The sequence below is a fragment of the Mycetohabitans sp. B2 genome (assembly GCF_021733735.1).
GTDB classification, from domain to species: Bacteria; Pseudomonadota; Gammaproteobacteria; order Burkholderiales; family Burkholderiaceae; genus Mycetohabitans; species Mycetohabitans rhizoxinica.
In genome coordinates this window covers 67970-87519 of record NZ_JAHKSP010000047.1, presented here as the reverse complement: position 1 = coordinate 87519, position 19550 = coordinate 67970, and the positions used below count along the sequence as shown (strand labels likewise).

Below are 19550 nucleotides of genomic sequence, written 5' to 3'. Positions count from 1 at the left end.
ATTCAACTGCGGCTGTTCCGATTTTCTCCTTTACGTCGCATTCCGTAAGCAAATTAATCGGCCAAAGCCTTCGACGCGTCGCTGTCGAGCGTGTCCAAACAGTGTCATGAGGAGATGTGTGCTTTAGATATGGCTTTACAGCCCCGCTAGCCGATGATTGTACGTGCTGAAGGTTGTACCGGTGGGTTCCCTACAATAGACTCAAATCCTGTTTAAAGTTTGCCAAGGTTGCCCATGTGCGGACGGATGCTTTAGAAACTAGCGTATTGTACCCCGAAAAGCCGAATGCCCGAAATTTTGCTTCGGGGGAGTGGGGCGCTCAAAAGGGCAGACTAGTGTCCTTCAGCAATCTAAATTGTGAGATGCCTGCTATCTCGAATGGAGCGTCGCCATAGGCTAAGCGATGAGATCTTGTGATCGCGTAGGGCTACGTATGCGTAGCGGACCATCGGTAGCCATAATCGCCACGGCCGGGCTCGACCATAGTGACGAAATACCGCAAGTTGATTGCGCAGGGTGTAGTAGTGCTTGATGCCAAATGGACCATGTCGCAAACGGGCCAGCGGCGAACGCATATGGTCGACAATACTACCGGGCGCTAGCAGCACTTTCCAGCCTCGTTTGCCTAGTCTTAACGAATATTCAGTATCGTCATACGCGAGAAAGAACTCATGCAGAGGCAATCCGACCTCGACGGCTGCGTGCGCGTTCAGCAGAAAGCCAACAAATGATGCAGTGTCTATGCCAGTAAATTTTGTCTGGTAAGCCGAAAATGGTACGGATGGCTCTGCCAACGTTGCTGGATCGAAATTGCGCCGATGCTGGGGAGCTAATTTGCCAAATTCCCACACAGCTGAACATACGGCGCCGGTTCTCGGTTGCGCGTCGTGGGCTACGTCGATGAGTTGTGCAAGTGCATTCGGACGAGCGATCGCATCATCGTCCATCAACCAGATCCAATCGGCGCCCGCTGCTAATGCGGTCTCGATGCCGACCGCGAATCCGCCTGCACCGCCAAGATTTTGTTCAAGTCGGCAGACTTTTACATCGCTACGAGTTGCCAATAACTGCTGTGTTTCCATGCCACTAGCATTATCGACGACGATGATGCCAGAGGGCGGCCGGGTCTGCCCGACTAGCGCGTCGAGTGCTTGAGCCAGCAATTGTGGACGATCGCGCGTTACGACGACGGCTACAATGTTCACTGCAACGGCTCCACAACAAACGCTGGCATTGGCTCACCTCGTTGCTGCGCAACGAAGAACCTATCCGCTGTTTCCAGCGCCTCTTGAATCGTGACGTGCATATCGAGGTAACGATACGTGCCAAGCCTGCCAACGAACGAGATGTTGTGCTCGCGACGGGCGAGTTCAACATAACGCGCTAGCAAGGATTTTTCGTCAGCTAGACGAATCGGATAGTATGGAACATCGTTCTCCCCACAAAATCGGCTATGTTCTTTGAATATCAAAGTGCGTTCGTGCTGTTCCCACGGTGCGAAGTGTTTATGTTCGGAAATGCGCGTCCATGGCACGTCCACGTCGCAGTAATTGATCACCGCATTGCCTTGATAGTCGCCATCGTGCCGGCTTGCTTCGAAGTCGAGAGTACGGTAGCCGAGTCGGCCTTCACCGTAATCGAACCAGCCATCGATCGGTCCGCTGTAGAAGATGTGGTCGAAGCCGGCTGCAAGTGTACGATCGAATTTGACATTCAGTTGCAAACGAATGTTTGCGTGATCCAGCAACTTTTCTACGATAAACGTGTAGCCGTGTTTCGGCATTCCTTGAAACGTGCTGTTATAGTAATTGTCATCGTAGTTGAATCTTACTGGTAAGCGTTTAAGGATGTTTGCAGTGAGTTTCGATGGTTCCAAACCCCATTGCTTTTTAGTGTAGCCTTTAAAAAAGGCTTCATAAAGGTCGCGCCCAACAAAGCGTAAAGCTTGCTCTTCAAAATTGCAGGGTTCTAAGATCGATTGGTCACCAATCGACCCGATAAAGCGCTGGGCCTCATCGGGAGAGAATGTCTTGCCGAAAAATTGATTAATGGTCAGAAGGTTGATTGGCAACGTATAAACTCGACCTTTTGCAATTGCTTTTACGCGGTTTACAAATGGCATAAACTCGTCGAACTCGTTGACGAATCGCCAGACTTTTTCGTTGCTTGTGTGGAAAATATGCGGGCCGTATGTATGGACCATGACGCCCGTCTCTGGATCGCGTTCTGAATGACAGTTACCTGCCACATGCGCCCGGTTGTCGAACACTTGTACTTGGTAACCGTGTGTGGCGAGGCGGTGGGCGATTACGGCGCCGGAGAAGCCCGCGCCTACAATACCAATCTTTCGCATGAAACAATCTTTCGATCCCCTGTCGGGGAGAGTCAAACTTCGATGTACGCCGCCGTAAAGCGGCCCGTAGCCGCCTATGATAACTGATTGCGTAGCGGTGGGGGCGACTATGACGGAACCAGTGGAATGAACCGCACCGGCAATCGTGGAGGCAGGTTGGTTTAAATGAATGCAGGCACGTCAGCGGCATTTTGGGTTGCCTGTAGTTGTTTCCTTCATCCTCAGCGGGCAGGTTATAGCCGAGCGGCTCCATCAGCCGATGATGGCTGTACCAGGTCAGCCACTGCAGTGTTGCCAGTTCGATGGATGCCCTCGTTTTCCAAGGGGCGCGCTGATGAATCAGCCCGCCTGTACAGGCCGTTGATCGTTTCAGCCAGCGCATTGACGTTCCTATGTCAAGTAGTGCGCCCCGAATCGGCCAAGTTGCCCAGAATGAGCGGGTACAGTTCCCTGGCGATATAGCGCTTCAGGCAGCGATGAATTTACTTCTTAGACATGTCCTCCTTAGTCCGTCGTTCGACGTAAGCCCGTGTTCTCGAATCGCTGCGCATGCGCATCATGGCAATGATCAACAAGGCGTTGTTTGCAGCGCGGTCGCCGTCCCGGTTCAGGCGATGTCGGACCGTTTTGCCAGAAGACGCCTACAATGGGCTTGTGTCCTAGAGCGCTGCGAGTGCAGCTTCACTTTTCAGGCGTTTGGGATTAACGCCCGCAACAGCAACAAGCACTGCCGCTGTCTGAGGCTCGGCGCCAAATCGTTGTGGAAGCCGGCTGGCATGCTGGAGGGCTAGCCGCTCGAGCATCGTATCAAGCGTCTTGATCTCTTCCGCAAGCGCAGCCTGGTAGCCAGCGTTTGCAACATAGGTGTATCGCCTAACGAGCGCAGCCGTGCGTAGTTTGCAATGCATTCGGCAGTACCGTCTTCAGAAGGCGTTCGCGGATGTCCTGTGGAGCACTCACCAACAACGCCCGCAACTGATTGATCGCCTGCGGCTTGGCTTTGACGGCGCTGCAACGAGCAACGGAAACAGCTCGCATCGCTTCGGCCGCTCCAGACTACTCTTTGGGAATTGCCGTTGCTTTTCCGGCGAGGACTCCTCGCGCAGCCTTTTCCGCATCGGTGGAATCGGACTTTCCACGCAATCGGCGCGTAGCTCGATCAGAACGATTAACCTTCAGCACCTCGACATCGTGATCGTGCAGCACGCGTGCTAGGCCTGAGCCATACGTGCCGGTTCCTTCAACGCCAGCGCGGTGCAGAGGGCCGAGAGAATTTGCCCAAGACAGGAATTTAAGGTATTTCGCCGTTTCGGTAGACACCGACAGCGTTCCGAGGAGCTTTCCTGTTTCGCTGATTACTGCTCCGACATGCGTGTCGACGCCCAGGCCTTTTTAACAGTTCATTGGCTTTCTTCAAGATGTCGTGTTCAAGCCGCAATTGCCGGATGTCGCCTCGAAGCGATTTGACCGCTCCAGTACTGCCCGTTCAGGGGGTGCGGCGAATCGTTGTGGCGTTTCATGGATGCCGGAACCTCACGACCAAGTAATTTATTTTTTCAGTTATATAATATCGGCCTGTTCACGCCTGTCCTTTGAGCAACCACGCGCGTACTTTCCTCTCGAGTGCACAGCTCGATGACTGCCGACTGCTTCAACTTTCGGGGATGCGGTATGCCTTCAGCTTTGCCGACAATGCATTTCCTGGTTCCAGGGCGCAGCTCGTTGACCCAGGCTGCGAGCGTTCCCCGCCCCAGATATCACAATGCCCTCAAGGTTCCAGAAAGGCAGTGACCATAGTTTAAATATTGCTCGACGGCCGCTTCTTCTGTTCGACAGAGTACTTCGGCCTTGACTGCACATAGCGCGCCGGCAGATCATGACATCGTTCGTACTCTCGATGCCAGCTTTTGAGAGCATTTTTTGTCGGGTAGCCCAACTGACGGATGGTAGCAGCGTTGCGTTTCCCGAGTCTTATGGACAGCTCAACCGCTCGAATGCGCTCTTCGTACGAGTACTTGGACTACCTCCAAGTAGTCCAAGTTTGTCTGCACCTCGGAAAAGTAAATTTTCAACTAACGTTGACAGTTCGACGCGAATGCTCGCGGTAAAATAGCAGCGCAGCACGGCGTGGGAAGGCTGCGTTGCGGCTGCCTCGATGGGGCGCTTCGATTAACTTATACATTGTAGAGCGCCATGCTGATCTCCGTTTCAATTGTCACCTATCGTCAGCCGCTGGAAGTTTTGCGCAATACGCTGACAAGTCTTGGCGCCGCATTGAGACGCTTGGAAGGCCTGAAGGGATTAGCCACCCAGCCTTACGCTATGCTGACACTGGTTGATAACGGTACAGACCTACATAATTTAGACTATAAATCTGCACTCGCAGATTTCAACATTAAAGTTTCGGTCCTCTCCGGCCACGGTAATATAGGTTATGGACAAGGGCATAACCTGGCTATCAATGGCGCAAAATCGCGTTTTCACTTGATATTGAATCCAGACGTTGAAATTGATGAAGATGCGTTTTGGAATGCAATTAATTTTCTCGACAAGCATGCCGATGTCGGACTGATAACGCCGCTGATCGTCGGTGGTGATGGTGCCCAGCAGTACCTCTGCCGCCGCTATCCCACCGTCACCGATTTACTATTGCGTGGATTTGCTCCTCCAGCGCTTAAAAGGTGGTTTGATTATCGTCTTGCCAACTACGAGCTGCGAGAAATCCTCAACAGCCGAGACGTGGTTTGGGATCCCCCAATCGTAAGTGGTTGCTTCATGCTATTTCGCACCGACATTCTCAAGAAACTTGGCGGTTTTGATCGACGCTATTTTTTATACTTCGAGGACTACGATTTGAGCCTGCGTACTCACGCCGTTGCGCGGATCGCATACGTGCCGTCCGTGCGCATCGTGCACCACGGCGGCGGAGCGTCGCGTAAAGGCGCTAAGCACATCGGTATGTTCGCCCAATCAGCGTTTAAATTTTACCGCCGCTTTGGCTGGAAGTGGATATGACCGGTTTCGTTGTAACTGGAGCGAATGGATTTGTTGGTCGGCGGTTGTGCCAAGCGTTGCTCGGGCTTGGTGGCCGGGTCACCGGGGTGGCTCGTCATGGTCAGCCTGCTTGCGAAGGCGTACATAATTGGTTGAGTGTAGGAAACGATTTTGATGGGCTCGAACGGATGTGGCCGCGTTGCATCCGCAGCGACTGTGTAATCCATCTCGCCGGCCGCGTTCATATTATGCGCGATGAGGCTGCGCACTCGCTTGCCGCGTATCGCGCAACTAATGTTGACGGCACAGTTCGCGTTGCAAAAGCAGCGCGCGCCGCAGGAGCGCGCCGCTTTGTCTTCGTCAGCAGTATCAAGGCAGCGGGCGAAACGGATGGCGGTAGCCCTTTAAAGGAAACAGTCACGCCTGCACCGGTTGATCCCTATGGTTTGTCAAAGTTGGAGGCGGAACGAGCGCTTACCCTATTCGGATGCAGCACCGGCATGGAAATTGTCATTGTGCGCCCACCGCTAGTGTATGGGCCGGGTGTGCGCGCCAATTTCTTGCACTTGATGACAGCGATTGACCGCGGGATTCCATTGCCACTTGGCTCCGTCGATGCGCGCCGCAGCATGGTCTTCTTAGATAATCTTGTAGATGCATTGATACATTGCGCGCTTCACCCATCTGCCGCAGGAGAAACGTTTCATGTGAGCGATGGCTCGGATTTGACGGTGGCGGAATTGGTGCGGACGCTTTCACAGCAGTTGAATGTACCCACGCGGCTTATTCCTGTCCCGGTGCGGATGCTGCGGATTGGGGGCCGGCTTACCGGCCGCTCAGAAGCGGTTGAGCGTCTAGTCAGCGACTTGCGGCTCGATATATCGCATATCAGCGAAGTGTTAGGGTGGCGTGTCCCATACTCTATTGAAGAAGGCTTGATGAAAACCGCTATGTGGTATCGAGCGACTCACTGAAACGAATGTCTCTTATGCAGGGTTTAAATCTCTCCCCTTTGGAGACGTGCGTGCTACTCGCCATGGCCGGGCTGGTCGCTGTTATTGCCATCTTGGCTTACCTACTCCAAACCGGCCTCGCGTGGCGTCTCGCCACAGATGTGCCGAACCACCGCTCGCTACATGTGCGGCCAACGCCACGCGTCGGGGGCTGGGGTATCGTTCCTGTCGTGGTGGTACTCATCTGGATGAGCGCACCAAAGCTATGGATGCCGGCCGCAGCGGCAGGTTTGCTGGCGGCGCTGTCACAGATTGATGATCGGCGCGGCTTACCTGCTCGGATGCGTTTTACTGGTCATTTGATTGCGGTGGTGTCGTTAGTGTTTGCCTATCGGACGCCTGTCCCCTGGTGGGAGCTGGCGCTCATGGCATTCTTGCTGTTGTGGCTAGTTAACCTTTACAACTTCATGGACGGTGCGGATGGCCTAGCGGGAGGCATGGCGTTATTTGGATTTGGCGGCTATGCATACGCGGCACTTTCCGCCAACCATCCGGACGTACAACTTGCCGCTGCGAGCGCAGCGATCTCCGGTGCTGCGGCTGGTTTTCTGCTTTTCAATTTCCATCCGGCCCGGGTCTTCCTTGGTGACGCCGGATCGATCCCGCTTGGATTCCTTGCTGGAGCGCTTGGCTATTGGGGATGGAGAGGCGGAGTCTGGCCTGTGTGGTTTCCGGCGCTGGCATTCGCCCCCTTCATTGGCGATGCTTCTGTGACGTTGTTGAAGCGGTTGTGGCGCGGCGAGCGATTTTGGCATGCTCACCGGGAACATTACTATCAACGGATGGTGCGTTCGGGGTTGGGGCATGCGACTACGGCGCTAGTTTGGTATGGGGTGATGGTGGCTGGCATAATGCTCGCCATCGTCGCTTTGCGATTAGTTTCCCTATATCAGTGGATGGCAGTGTTCGGCTGGGTGCTGGTGCTTGTGGCGATGGGTTATTGGGTTGACCGGCGTTGGCGTAGCTACGTAGCCAGTTCCACTCTTGTTGAAGGTCTTGGTGCCGATGATCAAACTTAAAGCCTCATGGCTATCAACCAGTGCTTTTGCGTTTGATTTATGCTCGGTTGCTTTGGCCTGGGCCTGCGCCTACATCATCCGGTTTAATGGAGCGGTTCCGGACGATTTTCTCACCGGCGCGTTGCATGCACTGGTTTGGGTATTGCCGCTGTATGGCGCCATGTTTCGGCTGCTTGGCCTATATCGCGGCATGTGGGTATTCGCGAGCTTGCCGGACCTGATGCGGATCGCCAAAGCGATCTGTTTCGGTGCCGTGCTGGTGATGGTTGCGTCCGTGATGATCCAACCGGTTCCTATCATTCCCCGATCTGTGTTGGCTGTCTCGCCGATGTTGCTTTTTCTGGGAATGGGCGGCGCTCGTGCGATCTATCGTGCAGCGAAGGAGTTTTATCTATACGGTGGGCTGGTCGGCCAAGGCAAACCAGTTTTCGTATTGGGAGCTGGCAATGCGGCGGCAAGTATTGTCCGTGAGCTAAAACGGTCGGGAGAGTGGCGGCTGGTTGGCTTGCTGGATGATGATCCTGTGAAGCACGGGCGTGAGCTTTATGGCTACCCAGTGCTTGGACCTATATCCGAACTGAAGCGATTTGCCGCTGAACTGAAGGTTGGGCACGTTATCATCGCAATTCCGTCTGCGTCGGTCGACGCACATCGACGTATCGCGACCGCGTGCGTACGGGCAGGAATCCAAGCCTTTGTTCTGCCGAGACTGACTGCATTGACGCAGGGTCAGTCGCCGTTGTCCAGAGTTCGTCAAATCGATCTGGAAGACCTGCTGGGACGCGATCCAGTGTCGATTGATACCGCACATGTCGAAGCGTTATTGAAGGGCCAAGTGGTGATGGTGACTGGAGCTGGCGGATCAATCGGGTCGGAATTGTGCCGGCAGATCCTGCGCTTCGGTCCCGTTCAACTGATTGCTTTTGACTTGTCCGAATATGCGATATACCGACTCAGCGAAGAGTTGCACGACCATTACCCAGACGTGTCGATCAAACCGGTAATCGGCGATGCCAAAGATTCTTTGCTGCTGGACCAGGTTATGGCCAGGTACGCGCCTCATATCGTTTTTCACGCCGCCGCATACAAGCATGTCCCGCTGATGGAGCAGCTTAACGCATGGCAGGCAATACGTAACAACGTGCTCGGCACGTATCGTGTTGCCAGCGCTGCAATCCGGCACAAGGTGTGCCGTTTTGTGCTGATATCAACCGACAAAGCCGTTAATCCAACCAACGTAATGGGTGCCAGCAAGCGGATGGCGGAAATGGTCTGCCAGGTGTTGCAGCAGAGCACGAGTGCGACCAAGCTTGAGACAGTGCGCTTCGGCAACGTGCTAGGCAGTGCGGGCAGCGTGATACCGAAGTTCCAGGAACAGATCGCGCGCGGTGGACCGGTGACCGTCACGCATCCGGGCATTACCCGCTTTTTCATGACAATTCCCGAAGCGTCGCAGTTGGTGCTGCAGGCGTCGAGCATGGGGCAAGGTGGGGAGATCTTCCTGCTTGACATGGGCCAACCGGTACGTATCGCCGACTTGGCGCGTGACCTGATCCGGCTGTATGGTTTTAACGAGGACCAGATAAAAATCGTCTTTACCGGCTTGCGGCCTGGCGAGAAGCTGTACGAGGAGTTGCTAGCCGACGAAGAAACGACGATTCGCACGCCACATCCGAAGTTGCGTATCGCACGGGCGCGTAAAGTACTGAGTAACTTACTGGATGATCTGCTGCCTTGGTTGATGCAACAGCGGATCCTGTCCGATGACGAAGTACGACGTGATTTGAGACGCTGGGTCCCCGAATATCAGCCAACTGGGGGCGCGATGCTGCACAGTGTGCCTACCAAAAATCGCGCTTCCCATGCCGCCGGATAGCACGGCCTCTATAATGCGTCAGCGCTCAGCCAGTTCCCTTCTTCGACTAGCGATGGTGGCTAGCAATGTCGCGGTCGTCAGGGCGTAAAACGCTGCATTCATCACAACCGCGAAAACATCGTTCGTCAGTCCAAACACGAAGGTTCCCAGCACCATAATCAGGCCCATATATGCTGCATTTGTAATGGTCGGGTCTGAATGTCGTCGGTATTTCCAAAAGTATCGTAGTGGTCCCCCATAAAGCAAGAGAAGGCACACAAAGCCCACTGTACCCACCTCGGCAAGCATAGACAGTATTTCATTATGCGCAAGGTGCATGTGGAAATCGGACACCAAGTATTTATACTTTGGAAAATGCATCATGCCTTCCTTTAATCGGCCTTTTCCGACACCGAAGACCGGCTGTTCGGCATACAGTTCCAGTGATGCTTTCCATAATTCAAGACGTATGCCCGTCGACGATTCGGTGTTGCCTGCTGAGAGCTTGCGTATGTCGGATTCAAGTGCGCTCACGCGTTCTTGAACCATATTTGTAGTCGAAAGCGCGCCTAGTGCTGCTATCAGTAGCAGTACTAGCCCGGCTGCAGTCCAACGATTGGACAACCAATGCCGTCCGGCCATCGAGGCCCACACGAGCACGGGTAACGCTATCCAAGCGCCGCGTGCGCCGGACAGGTACGAGGCGTAGCATCCACATAGCAGGGCAATGATTTTAAGAGCCCATTCGCCTAACCAGATTTTCCGGTCACGTTCAAGTGATGCAAAGGCAAGAAAGCCAAGCAGCAGGGCCGTTCCGCCAAAAGGGATGGGGTTCATGAACGCATTGCCGAGGCGTTCGGGCATGGACCAAGAGCCGGTGTGCAGCACCTCATAAAGCGCCCAGGCGCCAGTTGCAATGGCTCCGGCAACGAAGCCCCATTGTACCAAGCGGAGTCGGGCGGATGGCAGTGAGGCGAGCAGGAGGAAGCTGGGTACAATCAAACCAAACCGTAGTATGGAATCAAATGCCGATAGCTTGGCTGTGTGCAGTACGAGTACTTGAAATAGGACGGCCACCGGCAACGCCAGCATGCTAATAAGATAAAGTCGGTACTCGCGCCATATCGATCGACAACGTTCCCAGTTAGCCGGATGCGCTGTCCAACCTAGCGCCAACATGAGCAAAGTGAAATAGCAGTAACCGGTCCCCCCCTGCATTGTCAGCACTAGCGCAGGTGAAAGAATGATCGCGGCTGTGGCGACCCCTGTGACAAATCGGTTCGGGTACATGAATACGAGGCTGTGGGTTGTTCTTCAGCGCGGCGCGGGCGATGGCATCCTCGATGGACATGCCCGGCATCTTGCGTACAGGGCGCTCATTATAACTGCCGCCTCCGCGTCGATTGGCCACGCCGGCCATTAGCACGCGGACGGTCAATGGCGTGCACTTAAGCAGTTGGCTCGGTAGGCGCAACGTCGCAAAGGTCCGCGTGCTCCGCGGCTGCGCAACTCGGTTCACCCGCTGCAGCGCCTTCTAGTCTCCGAAGCGGATCAGGTAGCGCTCAGCAATGCCGTACAGGGTGTCCTTCGGCTGCGTCCGATAGACCTCGATGTTGTCGGCGCACCGGGTCTCGCATGCAGTGCGTCGTGTGAACGCAGCTGCAATTTGAGCGAATCATTGAAATATGCGTGTCAATTAGATAAGCGTGTCAATCGTGTGCGACGGAATATCCACGTCCTGTTTCCAGTTTCGCTCAAAAATGTGCGATCGTGACAGTGGTCGCGCGAGATTGCGAAACAGCAGTAGCGCCAGTTCAAACGCCTTGTTGGTCAGCGATGCCGGCGTGTCACGCACCTGCACCGGCTGCAGCGCGCTGTCGAACGTATAGTCGCCGAACTGTTCGCGCGAGCCCGACACCGACTGCCGGTACGCGTGACGCAGCAGCGTTTCGACGCACGCTAGCAGGATTTGCGCGGACACCGGCTGCACGATGTAGTCGTTCGTGCCGGCGTTGAGCATCGACACGATATCCGTCTCGTAGCTGTGGCTGGTCATGAACAGCATGGGCAGGGTGGGAGGCAGGTTTTGCCTGGCCTATCTGAGCACCTCGTCGCCTGGTATGTCGGGCACGTTCCAGTCCAGCACCAGCAGATCGAGGGTTTGCCTGAGCAACGGGTGCACGAAGGCCTGGCGTTTGGAGAATGAATGGCACATGTGCCCAGCTTTGCTCAGCGTTTGGCAAATGAATACCGCCTGGCTTGGGTCATCGCCCAGAACGCTGATTCTCATCCCGGCATAGCGGCCGGCGCACCGAGACGAATCAGCGCGGGCGCTTACGAAACACAAGCCAGCGGGGGGCCTTAAAGCGCACGATGCTCACGTACAGCCATACATAGGTTGCCACGAACAGCACGACAAAACAGAACAGGTGGACGGTGTGTCGCCAGAACAACGTTGCCGGGATCACAGCGATCAGGCAGAGCAACCATAGGTACGGCGAGGTCAGCGAATTGCGCCGGGTCAGCTCCCGTGCGGTGCGCGCGCCCACCACCCAGCGCATCAGCCGCTTGTAGACGAGCATGTGCAAATGCACGCCGTCCGGAATGCCTGGCGACATCCCCCGCACGAACCGCTTACGGTAGATCGAGAAACAGACCTCGAAGATCGGATACATGAATAGCAGCAGCGGATACCACGCGGAAACGTCGCGGTTGCGCATCACGAGCAGGATGGCCAACTCCGCCAGCATGAAGCCGATGAAATACGCGCCCCCGTCGCCCAGAAAGATCAGTCCGGCCGGAAAGTTCCACAAAAAGAAGCCAATGATTGCCCCCATCATGACCAGCGAGCCGGACAGCACGATCGGGTCGTGGACTTGGAATGCGACATACGCAAGTGAAGCGAACATCATGAAGCCGACCATCGACGCGAGTCCGTTGAAGCCGTCGATGATATTGATCGCATTGGCCAGACCGGCGACTGCGAGCACCGAGATGACCGCGGATACCCACGGATACGCGAGTGCAAAATCCAGCCACGGTACGCTAATACGGGTAATGGCCGCGTCGAGCAGCCAATACGCGAGTGCTGCGGCGACCATGGTCGCGACGAGCCGCGTAAAGGGGCTCACGCGCCTGGTCAGGTCCTCGATCAGCCCGGAGGCGAACGCGGGCAAGCCGCAGGCGGCCAGCAGCAGAATGCCGTCGGCCACCGATGGATACGCGCCGCGCAGCTGCATAGCGCCGCCCGCCAGTCCGAGCAGGATGCCGACGCCACCGATGCGCGGCACGGGCCGAACATGGAATTTTTGTACGCCCCTCAGATCGGTATCGGTCGACAGGTGCTGGTGCGTGTTCGCGTAACGGACGATGGCGAGCGTGACCAGCAGCGAAATCAAGAAGGCAATGGCGAAGCTGAGCATGGGTACTGCGTCTCCTCGCAAGGCTTAGGCGTAGCCGTTCGGATTGTTCACCTGCCAGCGCCAATGATCCGCGCACATCCTTTCGATGCCATGCTCGGCGCGCCAGCCGATGACCCGCTCGGCCGCCGCCGGATCCGCGTAGCAGGCCGCGACGTCGCCGGGACGGCGCGCGACGATCTCGTACGGGACTTCGCGGCCGCAGGCCCGCTCGAAGGCACGCACCACGTCCAGCACGCTGTAGCCCTTGCCGGTGCCCAAGTTCACGGTAAAGCTGCGGCTCTGCGCGAACAGTGTATCAAGTGCGGCAAGGTGTCCGCGCGCGAGGTCGACAACATGAATGTAGTCGCGCACGCCGGTGCCGTCCGGCGTATCGTAGTCCCCACCGAAGACCCGCAAACGCGGCAGCTTGCCGACTGCCACCTGCGCGACGAATGGCATTAGATTGTTCGGGATGCCGTTCGGGTCCTCGCCGATCAGCCCGCTCTCGTGCGCGCCGACCGGATTGAAATAGCGCAGCGTGGCGACCTTCCAGCCGGTATCGGCGTGCGCCAGGTCGCGCAGGATCTGTTCGGCCATCAGCTTCGTCTGGCCGTAAGGATTAGTTGCGGACAATGGGAATGACTCGTCGATCGGCACGCTTTGTGGCACGCCGTACACGGTGGCTGACGAGCTGAACACGATGTGTTTGACATCATGCTCATTCATCACGCGCAGCAGTGCCAGCAAGCTGTCCAGGTTGTTCGCATAGTAGTCCAGCGGTTTTTGCACCGATTCACCCACCGCCTTGAGCGCGGCAAAGTGAATCGCGGCGCGGATCGGGCGGTGTTCGAACACTTGCCGAAGCGCGCGGTCATCGCGCGAGTCGGCTTGGTGGAACTGAACCGTCTTGCCGGTGATTCGCTCGACGCGGCGCACCGCGTCAACCTTGCTGTTGACCAGATTGTCGATTACCACGACATCGTAGCCCGCGTTGAGCAACGCCACGCAGGTATGCGAGCCGATGAAGCCCGCACCGCCGGTGACCAGGATCGTGCCTTGATTCGTCATCGTTGTCCTCATGTTTGACGGGCACGCGCACGAAATAGTGCGCGCTTGATGGATTGCAACACCGGGTACGGCGTCACGCAATGCAGCAGGTTCTTACCTAGGCCGAGCCACCAGTAGGGATTGGCCGCCTCGAAGTAGGCAAGCTGCAGTCGCAGTGTCGAGACGATCTGCGTGCGTCGCTTTGTAGCACTGATGCCGCCTTCGTTCAGTTCGTAAACCAACCCGACTTCGGGCAGGTTCGCGCAGTCGTGCGCGCGCATTAGCCGCAGGAACAGGTCCAGGTCCTCGGCCGCGCGATATGCCGCGCGATAGTTGCCGGCCTGCTGGACCGCGTCCACGCGCAGCATGATTGTCGGATGGAGCAATGCGGTGCGCGCAAAACGCTGCCGCCGTATGTCGGCCGGCTTGCTCGGCGGGGTCAACGTGAACAGCGGCGCGCCGGTGCGCGTGGCGACCTGTGCCCACATGCCGACTGCGGCCACGTGCGGATGCGCATCCAGATAGGCGGCTTGCTTCGCCAGCCGGCGCGCACAGGCAAGATCGCCGGCGTCGATACGGGCCGCGTAGCGCACCGCGCGCGCTGCCAGTGCATCGATGCCGGCGGCCAGCGCCCGCTCGATCCCGCCATTGCGCGCCAGGCGCAGGACTTCGACCGACAGGCCATCGATAGCGGGCGCGATGATCGGCGGCGTGCTGCCGTCGTCGACAATCAGCACGTGCACTGGTGCTGGCTCTTTGAACGAGCGAAGCGTGCGCTCCAGGTCGGCTTGGCAATTGTAGGCGGGAATCAGCACGCTCACGCCCGCGAGCTCGTTGTGATCAACATCGTTCATGGCTTAAGCTTGAGCCGGATATAGTAGAAATTCACCGCGATCGCCGTGATGTAACCGGCGGCCAGTCCGCCTAGCGCGCCGCGTGCGCCAAATGTCGGGATCAGGACGAAATCCAACGCGAGCGCGACGGCCAGTGCCAGTATCCATTTGACCAGCAAGACAAATTTGGCCTGGTATTTGAGCACGACCAGATTGCCGATCGCCTCGATGCCGGCCGGCACCGATAGCCAGACCGCCACGCGCAGGATTTGCGCGGCGCCGTCGAAGCCGGGTCCGAACACGATCCGCACGACCCGGTCCGCCGTTAGATCCAGCAGCAGCGCGCCGGCGCCCATCAGCGCTGCTGTCATCCATAGCAGCCGTCCCATATTGCGCCGCAGCTGCGATAGGTCGGCGACGCGATAGACGAATGCCGGCGCAAGCGTTTGCGCAAGCATCAGCGCGAGCGCAATCCAGTTCTCATTCAATTGCTGTGCGGCGGCATAGTGGCCCAGTTCGGCAAATGACACATAGCGCTCCAGCACCAGCCGGTCCAGCTTCAGGAACAGGTACATGCAGACGAGTCCGAGCCAGAAAACCGTCCCGGCGCGGCCGAACGTGCGCAGTAGCGCGCGCTCCACACGCCAGTCCAAGCGGCCGTGGCGCGCGCGGTAATAGACGAGCAGCACGGAGGCGACAATCGCCGCCTCCGCCACCCACAGCCATGCGAAGCTGGCCGCCGACGCGGCGGCGTGCACCAGCAGCCAGACGCCACCGGCTTTGGCTAGCGCGGCGACCATGTTCGTGATCAACTGTGGCTTGGCATAGGTGATACTTTGCAGCCACGAATTAATCACGCCGACCAGTGGCTCGCGCAGCAGCATCGTCACGGCCAGCGCGGCCAGTATTGCGCCGACGGTCGGCTCAGTCAGTCCGGCAGCGATGCTGGTCCACGTTAGCGCGAGCGCAAGCGCCGATACTGCAAAGCGCAGCGCGAACGCGCTGCCGAGGATCGTGCCCAGGCGTTGCTCACCGCCGTGCACGATCATGGGGACTAGGATTTCCGCGCCGCACACCCAAGTCAGGGGTGCCAGCACGAGCAGCAGCGTGTTGGCATACTGCCATTTGCCGAACAACTCCGCACCGAAGTAGCGGGCGAGCAGACCGCTGATCAGGATCACGACCCCAATTTGCGTGAGCCGCTCCAGGCCAAGCCAACAAAGGTTGGCGACCGCGCGGGCGACATCCGGATTGTTCTTGATTCGGTTCAGCATGCGCCGGCGGGGCGGATAAGTACGCGTCCTGACGTGGTGTGGACCGCCATTTCGGCGATCATGACCTTTAACCACGTTAAAATGACCAGACAAAGGGGTCTGAGTAAGCTGCAATTATAGATTGGATCCGGTCCCGAACCGGCGGCCCGTGAGCGGCACTGCGAACAGACTGCGTAGGTTCGTTGTGCGACGCTTCGGCGGCCCCTCGAATTTTCGTTTCCAACAGGCACTCACTCATGATTTCTCAATCGATTTTCAAGGCTTACGACATTCGTGGCGTCATCGGCAAGACGCTTGATGCCGATGTGGCGCGGCAGATCGGCCGCGCATTCGGCAGCGAAGTGCGTGCGCAAGGTGGCGATGCGGTGGTGATCGGTCGCGACGGGCGCCTGTCGGGTCCGCAGTTGTCCGCCGCGCTGGTCGATGGCCTGCGCGCGGCGGGCGTGGACGTGATCGATATCGGCTTGGTGCCGACGCCGCTCGGCTATTTCGCGGCCAGCGTGCCGCTCGCAGGGCGGCAGGTGGATTCGTGCATCGTTGTCACGGGCAGCCATAATCCGCCGGACTACAACGGCTTCAAGATGGTGTTGCGCGGCGCCGCGATCTACGGCGAGCAGATTCAAGCGTTGTATAAGCGCATCGTCGAGGGCAATTTCGCCACGGGCGCCGGCAGCTACAGCGAACATGACGTGCGCGATGCCTACGTCGAGCGGATCGTGTCCGACATCAAGCCGGCTCGGCCGCTGAAGATCGTCGTCGATGCAGGCAATGGCGTGGCGGGATCGCTTGCGCCAAGGCTGTTCAAGGCGCTCGGATGCGAGCTGGTTGAGCTGTTCTGCGAGGTGGATGGCAATTTCCCGAACCATCACCCGGACCCGGCCCATCCCGAAAACCTGCAGGACGTGATTCGTGCGCTGAAGGAGACCGACGCGGAGATCGGCTTTGCGTTCGACGGCGACGGCGATCGGCTCGGTGTCGTGACCAAGGACGGCCAGATCATCTATCCGGATCGGCAATTGATGTTGTTCGCGCAAGAGGTGCTGTCGCGCAACCCGGGGGGGCAGATCATCTATGATGTGAAGTGCACGCGTAACTTGGCCAAGTGGGTACGCGAGCAGGGCGGCGAGCCGGTGATGTGGAAGACTGGCCACTCGCTGGTGAAGGCGAAGCTGCGCGAAACCGGCGCGCCGCTCGCCGGAGAGATGAGCGGGCACGTGTTTTTTAAGGACCGCTGGTACGGTTTCGACGACGGTCTCTATACCGGTGCACGGCTGCTGGAAATCCTGTCGCGTGTGGCTGATCCGAGTCAATTGCTTAACAGCTTGCCGAACTCAATCTCGACGCCCGAATTGCAGCTCAAGCTTAACGAGGGCGAAAACTTCGAGCTGATCGGCAAGCTGCAAAAGCATGCGACGTTCGACGGCGCCGATGACGTGATCACGATCGATGGCCTGCGCGTGGAGTACCCAGATGGTTTCGGGCTCGCACGCTCATCCAATACCACGCCTGTGGTTGTGATGCGCTTTGAGGCTGACAATGATGCCGCGCTCAAGCGGATCCAGGAGGACTTTAGGCGTGTGATCATTGCGCAGAAGCCGGACGCAAAACTCCCGTTCTAGGCGGTCCGGCACAACGCGGCCGTCGGGCCGGGCGACCCGTCTATCGGTGCCGCGTGGGGCCGGCCTACCGCCGATGCTCGGGTCCGACGCGATAGCTGTGTCGATCCGCGCTACAATTCGCTACTTTTCGCCCGGCGGTCCAGAGCCTGCCGGCAATCCTCTTTCGCCGGCGACATGGCCGGTGTGGTTCCCGTAGCGTATTGATCCGCGTGCAAAAGATTCTGATCGTTCGGCTGTCGTCGCTGGGCGACGTCGTTCACAACATGCCGGTGGTCGCCGACATCCGGCGGCGCCATCCCGATGCGGTCATCGACTGGCTGGTCGAGGAGAATTTCGTCGAGCTTGTCGAACTCGTCCAAGGCGTGCGTCGCGTCATCCCATTCTCTCTGCGTCGCTGGCGCAAGCGGCCGCTGTCGGCAGCGACGTGGCGTGAGGTGCGGCAATTCAGGCGTACATTGGCCGCTGAACAGTACGACGTGGTGATCGATTGCCAGGGATTGGTCAAGAGCGCATGGGTCGCGAGCTGGGCACGCGGCAACCTCGTCGGATTGGGCAATCGTACCGACGGTGCCGGCTATGAGTGGCCGGCACGCTGGTTCTACCGCACGTGTGTGCCGATCGAGGCGCGCACGCACGTGGTCGAGCGCTCCCGGCAACTGGTCGCGCGTGCGCTCGGTGATCCACCGCCGCGAGCCGATGGGCAGAAGCCGCGAGCCAATGGACAAAACATCGATTTCGGCATTGACCGGCGCCGTGCGGCGCTCGAACTGGCGCACACGGGGCTGAACTTGCCGGTGCCGTACGTGGTGTTCGTGCATGCGACCTCGCGCGAGGACAAACAATGGCCGCAACGCTGCTGGATCGAGTTGGGCCAGGCGCTCATTCGCCGCGGCGCGTCGATCGTGCTGCCCTGGGGCAGCGACGTCGAGCGTGCGACCAGCGAGCGGCTCGCGCAGCCATTCGGTGCCGCCGCGCTCGTGCCGCCACGCCTGTCGCTGCCGGCGGTTACCGGGCTGATTGATGGTGCGGCAGCGACCGTCGGCGTGGACACCGGTCTGGTCCATATCGCCGCGGCGCTCAAGCGCCCGACGATCGAGTTGTACAATTTCGCGACGGCATGGCGCACCGGCGGCTATTGGTCGCCTGCCATCGTCAACCTGGGGACGGCGGGCGCCTCGCCGGGCCTTGCCGACGTCAAGCGTGCACTGGCTGGCTTCGGATTGCTGTAGCGATATGTTCATGAGCGAATCACAAATCATCGAGGTCCAGACCGCCGATTGGCACGGGCAACACTTGTTGGTGCCCCGCGAGACGCTGCTGGCCGCGGTTGAGTCCGGCAAAGTGCTGTATTTCCCCCACTTGCGTTTTGTGATCGAAGGGGGAGAACAAGCGCTGCTGGATCCGGCGATCGCCGACCCCAAGCGCAAGAACATCAGCTTGGCGCCCAATGGCGGCGCGTTGCACGGCGCGTCGGGCGATGCGGTCACGCAGTCGGCCGTGCGTGCGCTGGTGTCGCGTTACCAACTCAATGCACGCGAACTGATCGACGGGCTGTTTCCGGAATATACGGGCAAGTTGCGCGTCGCGCCCACCAGCCTGCGGTTGCATCGTGTCGAAACACGCAAGACGTCATGGCGAAAGGACGACAGCCGGCTGCACGTGGATGCATTTCCGTCACGGCCGAACTATGGCGAGCGAATCCTGCGCGTGTTCACGAACGTCAACCCACACGGCGAGCCGCGCGTGTGGCGGGTCGGCGAGCCGTTCGAGGACGTGGCGCGCCGGTTCCTGCCTCATATACCGAAATTCGTGCCCGGAGCCGCATGGCTGTTGCAGCTGCTGCATGTGACCAAGACGCGGCGCAGCGAGTACGACCATTTGATGTTGCACCTTCATGACGCGATGAAGGCTGACCTAGACTACCAGCGCAACGCGCCGCAGCAGACAGTGCCGTTTGCGCCGGGCAGCGTCTGGGTGTGCTTTTCGGACCAGACGTCGCATGCCGTGATGTCCGGCCAATTCATGCTCGAGCAGACCTTCTTCCTGCCGGTGCGCTCAATGGTGCAGCCGCAGCGCGCGCCGCTGGGCATCCTGGAGCGTCTCGCGGGCCACGCGCTCGTCTGAACCGTTGGCCGACGATCG

The 19550-nt window shown here is 58.3% G+C and carries 16 protein-coding genes and 2 pseudogenes; 7 read left to right on the top strand and 11 right to left on the bottom strand.

Going from position 1 to position 19550, the window contains the following annotated elements; genetic code table 11:
• Positions 1-350 precede the first annotated feature (350 nt).
• The 4 genes and pseudogenes from KPG66_RS10285 to KPG66_RS18000 all read right to left on the bottom strand — a co-directional run bounded on the left by KPG66_RS10285 (position 351) and on the right by KPG66_RS18000 (position 3739).
• The gene (locus KPG66_RS10285; protein WP_013436096.1) at positions 351-1205 is read right to left on the bottom strand and encodes a glycosyltransferase; all 855 of its coding nucleotides are present in this window, start codon (positions 1203-1205) and stop codon (positions 351-353) included.
• Positions 1202-2353, bottom strand: coding sequence for a UDP-galactopyranose mutase (gene glf, locus KPG66_RS10280; protein ID WP_013436095.1), 1152 nt, complete (start codon positions 2351-2353; stop codon positions 1202-1204). The genes KPG66_RS10285 and glf overlap by 4 nt, the downstream gene beginning before the upstream one ends.
• A 161-nt stretch (positions 2354-2514) precedes the next feature.
• Positions 2515-2736: pseudogene (locus KPG66_RS10275) on the bottom strand (IS3 family transposase); the annotation flags it as partial.
• 12 nt (positions 2737-2748) lie between these two features.
• A pseudogene (locus KPG66_RS18000) lies at positions 2749-3739 on the bottom strand (IS110 family transposase).
• A gap of 807 nt (positions 3740-4546) precedes the next feature.
• On the opposite strand from KPG66_RS18000, the gene KPG66_RS10255 reads away from it, so the two are divergent.
• The 4 genes from KPG66_RS10255 to KPG66_RS10240 all read left to right on the top strand — a co-directional run bounded on the left by KPG66_RS10255 (position 4547) and on the right by KPG66_RS10240 (position 9255).
• On the top strand, positions 4547-5368 hold the full coding sequence (locus tag KPG66_RS10255; protein ID WP_237070825.1) for a glycosyltransferase family 2 protein: 822 nt from the start codon (positions 4547-4549) through the stop codon (positions 5366-5368).
• The gene (locus tag KPG66_RS10250; protein WP_237070824.1) at positions 5365-6321 is read left to right on the top strand and encodes a UDP-glucose 4-epimerase family protein; all 957 of its coding nucleotides are present in this window, start codon (positions 5365-5367) and stop codon (positions 6319-6321) included. Before KPG66_RS10255 ends, KPG66_RS10250 begins: the two co-directional genes overlap by 4 nt.
• A 62-nt stretch (positions 6322-6383) precedes the next feature.
• The gene (locus KPG66_RS10245) at positions 6384-7379 is read left to right on the top strand and encodes an MraY family glycosyltransferase (protein WP_237070823.1); all 996 of its coding nucleotides are present in this window, start codon (positions 6384-6386) and stop codon (positions 7377-7379) included.
• The gene (locus KPG66_RS10240) at positions 7366-9255 is read left to right on the top strand and encodes a polysaccharide biosynthesis protein (protein ID WP_237070822.1); all 1890 of its coding nucleotides are present in this window, start codon (positions 7366-7368) and stop codon (positions 9253-9255) included. The genes KPG66_RS10245 and KPG66_RS10240 overlap by 14 nt, the downstream gene beginning before the upstream one ends.
• Before the next feature lie 18 nt (positions 9256-9273).
• On the opposite strand, the gene KPG66_RS10235 is transcribed toward KPG66_RS10240, so the two are convergent.
• From KPG66_RS10235 to KPG66_RS10205, 7 genes are all read right to left on the bottom strand, one after another.
• Entirely contained in the window at positions 9274-10326 is a 1053-nt protein-coding gene (locus KPG66_RS10235; protein ID WP_237070821.1) for an O-antigen ligase family protein, read from the bottom strand.
• Positions 10327-10930: 604 nt separating this feature from the next.
• Complete coding sequence (locus KPG66_RS10230; protein WP_013436086.1) at positions 10931-11299, bottom strand: response regulator transcription factor; 369 nt, start codon at positions 11297-11299, stop codon at positions 10931-10933.
• Positions 11300-11329: 30 nt separating this feature from the next.
• Positions 11330-11524, bottom strand: coding sequence for a hypothetical protein (locus KPG66_RS10225; protein WP_237070820.1), 195 nt, complete (start codon positions 11522-11524; stop codon positions 11330-11332).
• A 31-nt stretch (positions 11525-11555) separates the two neighbouring features.
• Positions 11556-12656 (bottom strand): MraY family glycosyltransferase, encoded by a 1101-nt coding sequence (locus tag KPG66_RS10220; protein WP_013436085.1) that lies wholly within the window; start codon positions 12654-12656, stop codon positions 11556-11558.
• 24 nt (positions 12657-12680) lie between these two features.
• Positions 12681-13703, bottom strand: a complete 1023-nt coding sequence (gene galE, locus KPG66_RS10215) for a UDP-glucose 4-epimerase GalE (protein ID WP_013436084.1) — start codon at positions 13701-13703, stop codon at positions 12681-12683.
• 8 nt (positions 13704-13711) lie between these two features.
• A complete protein-coding gene (locus KPG66_RS10210; RefSeq protein ID WP_013436083.1) occupies positions 13712-14536 on the bottom strand; it encodes a glycosyltransferase in 825 nt (274 codons plus the stop codon).
• On the bottom strand, positions 14533-15789 hold the full coding sequence (locus tag KPG66_RS10205) for an oligosaccharide flippase family protein (RefSeq protein WP_013436082.1): 1257 nt from the start codon (positions 15787-15789) through the stop codon (positions 14533-14535). The genes KPG66_RS10210 and KPG66_RS10205 overlap by 4 nt, the downstream gene beginning before the upstream one ends.
• Before the next feature lie 236 nt (positions 15790-16025).
• On the opposite strand from KPG66_RS10205, the gene KPG66_RS10200 reads away from it, so the two are divergent.
• The 3 genes from KPG66_RS10200 to KPG66_RS10190 all read left to right on the top strand — a co-directional run bounded on the left by KPG66_RS10200 (position 16026) and on the right by KPG66_RS10190 (position 19532).
• Positions 16026-17408, top strand: a complete 1383-nt coding sequence (locus KPG66_RS10200; protein WP_013436081.1) for a phosphomannomutase/phosphoglucomutase — start codon at positions 16026-16028, stop codon at positions 17406-17408.
• Between the two features lie 209 nt (positions 17409-17617).
• Positions 17618-18637 carry a lipopolysaccharide heptosyltransferase I gene (gene waaC / locus KPG66_RS10195; RefSeq protein WP_237070819.1) on the top strand — a complete coding sequence of 340 codons (1020 nt, stop codon included), beginning with the start codon at positions 17618-17620 and terminating at the stop codon, positions 18635-18637.
• Positions 18638-18647: 10 nt separating this feature from the next.
• On the top strand, positions 18648-19532 hold the full coding sequence (locus KPG66_RS10190; protein WP_041754447.1) for a Kdo hydroxylase family protein: 885 nt from the start codon (positions 18648-18650) through the stop codon (positions 19530-19532).
• Positions 19533-19550: the final 18 nt, after the last annotated feature.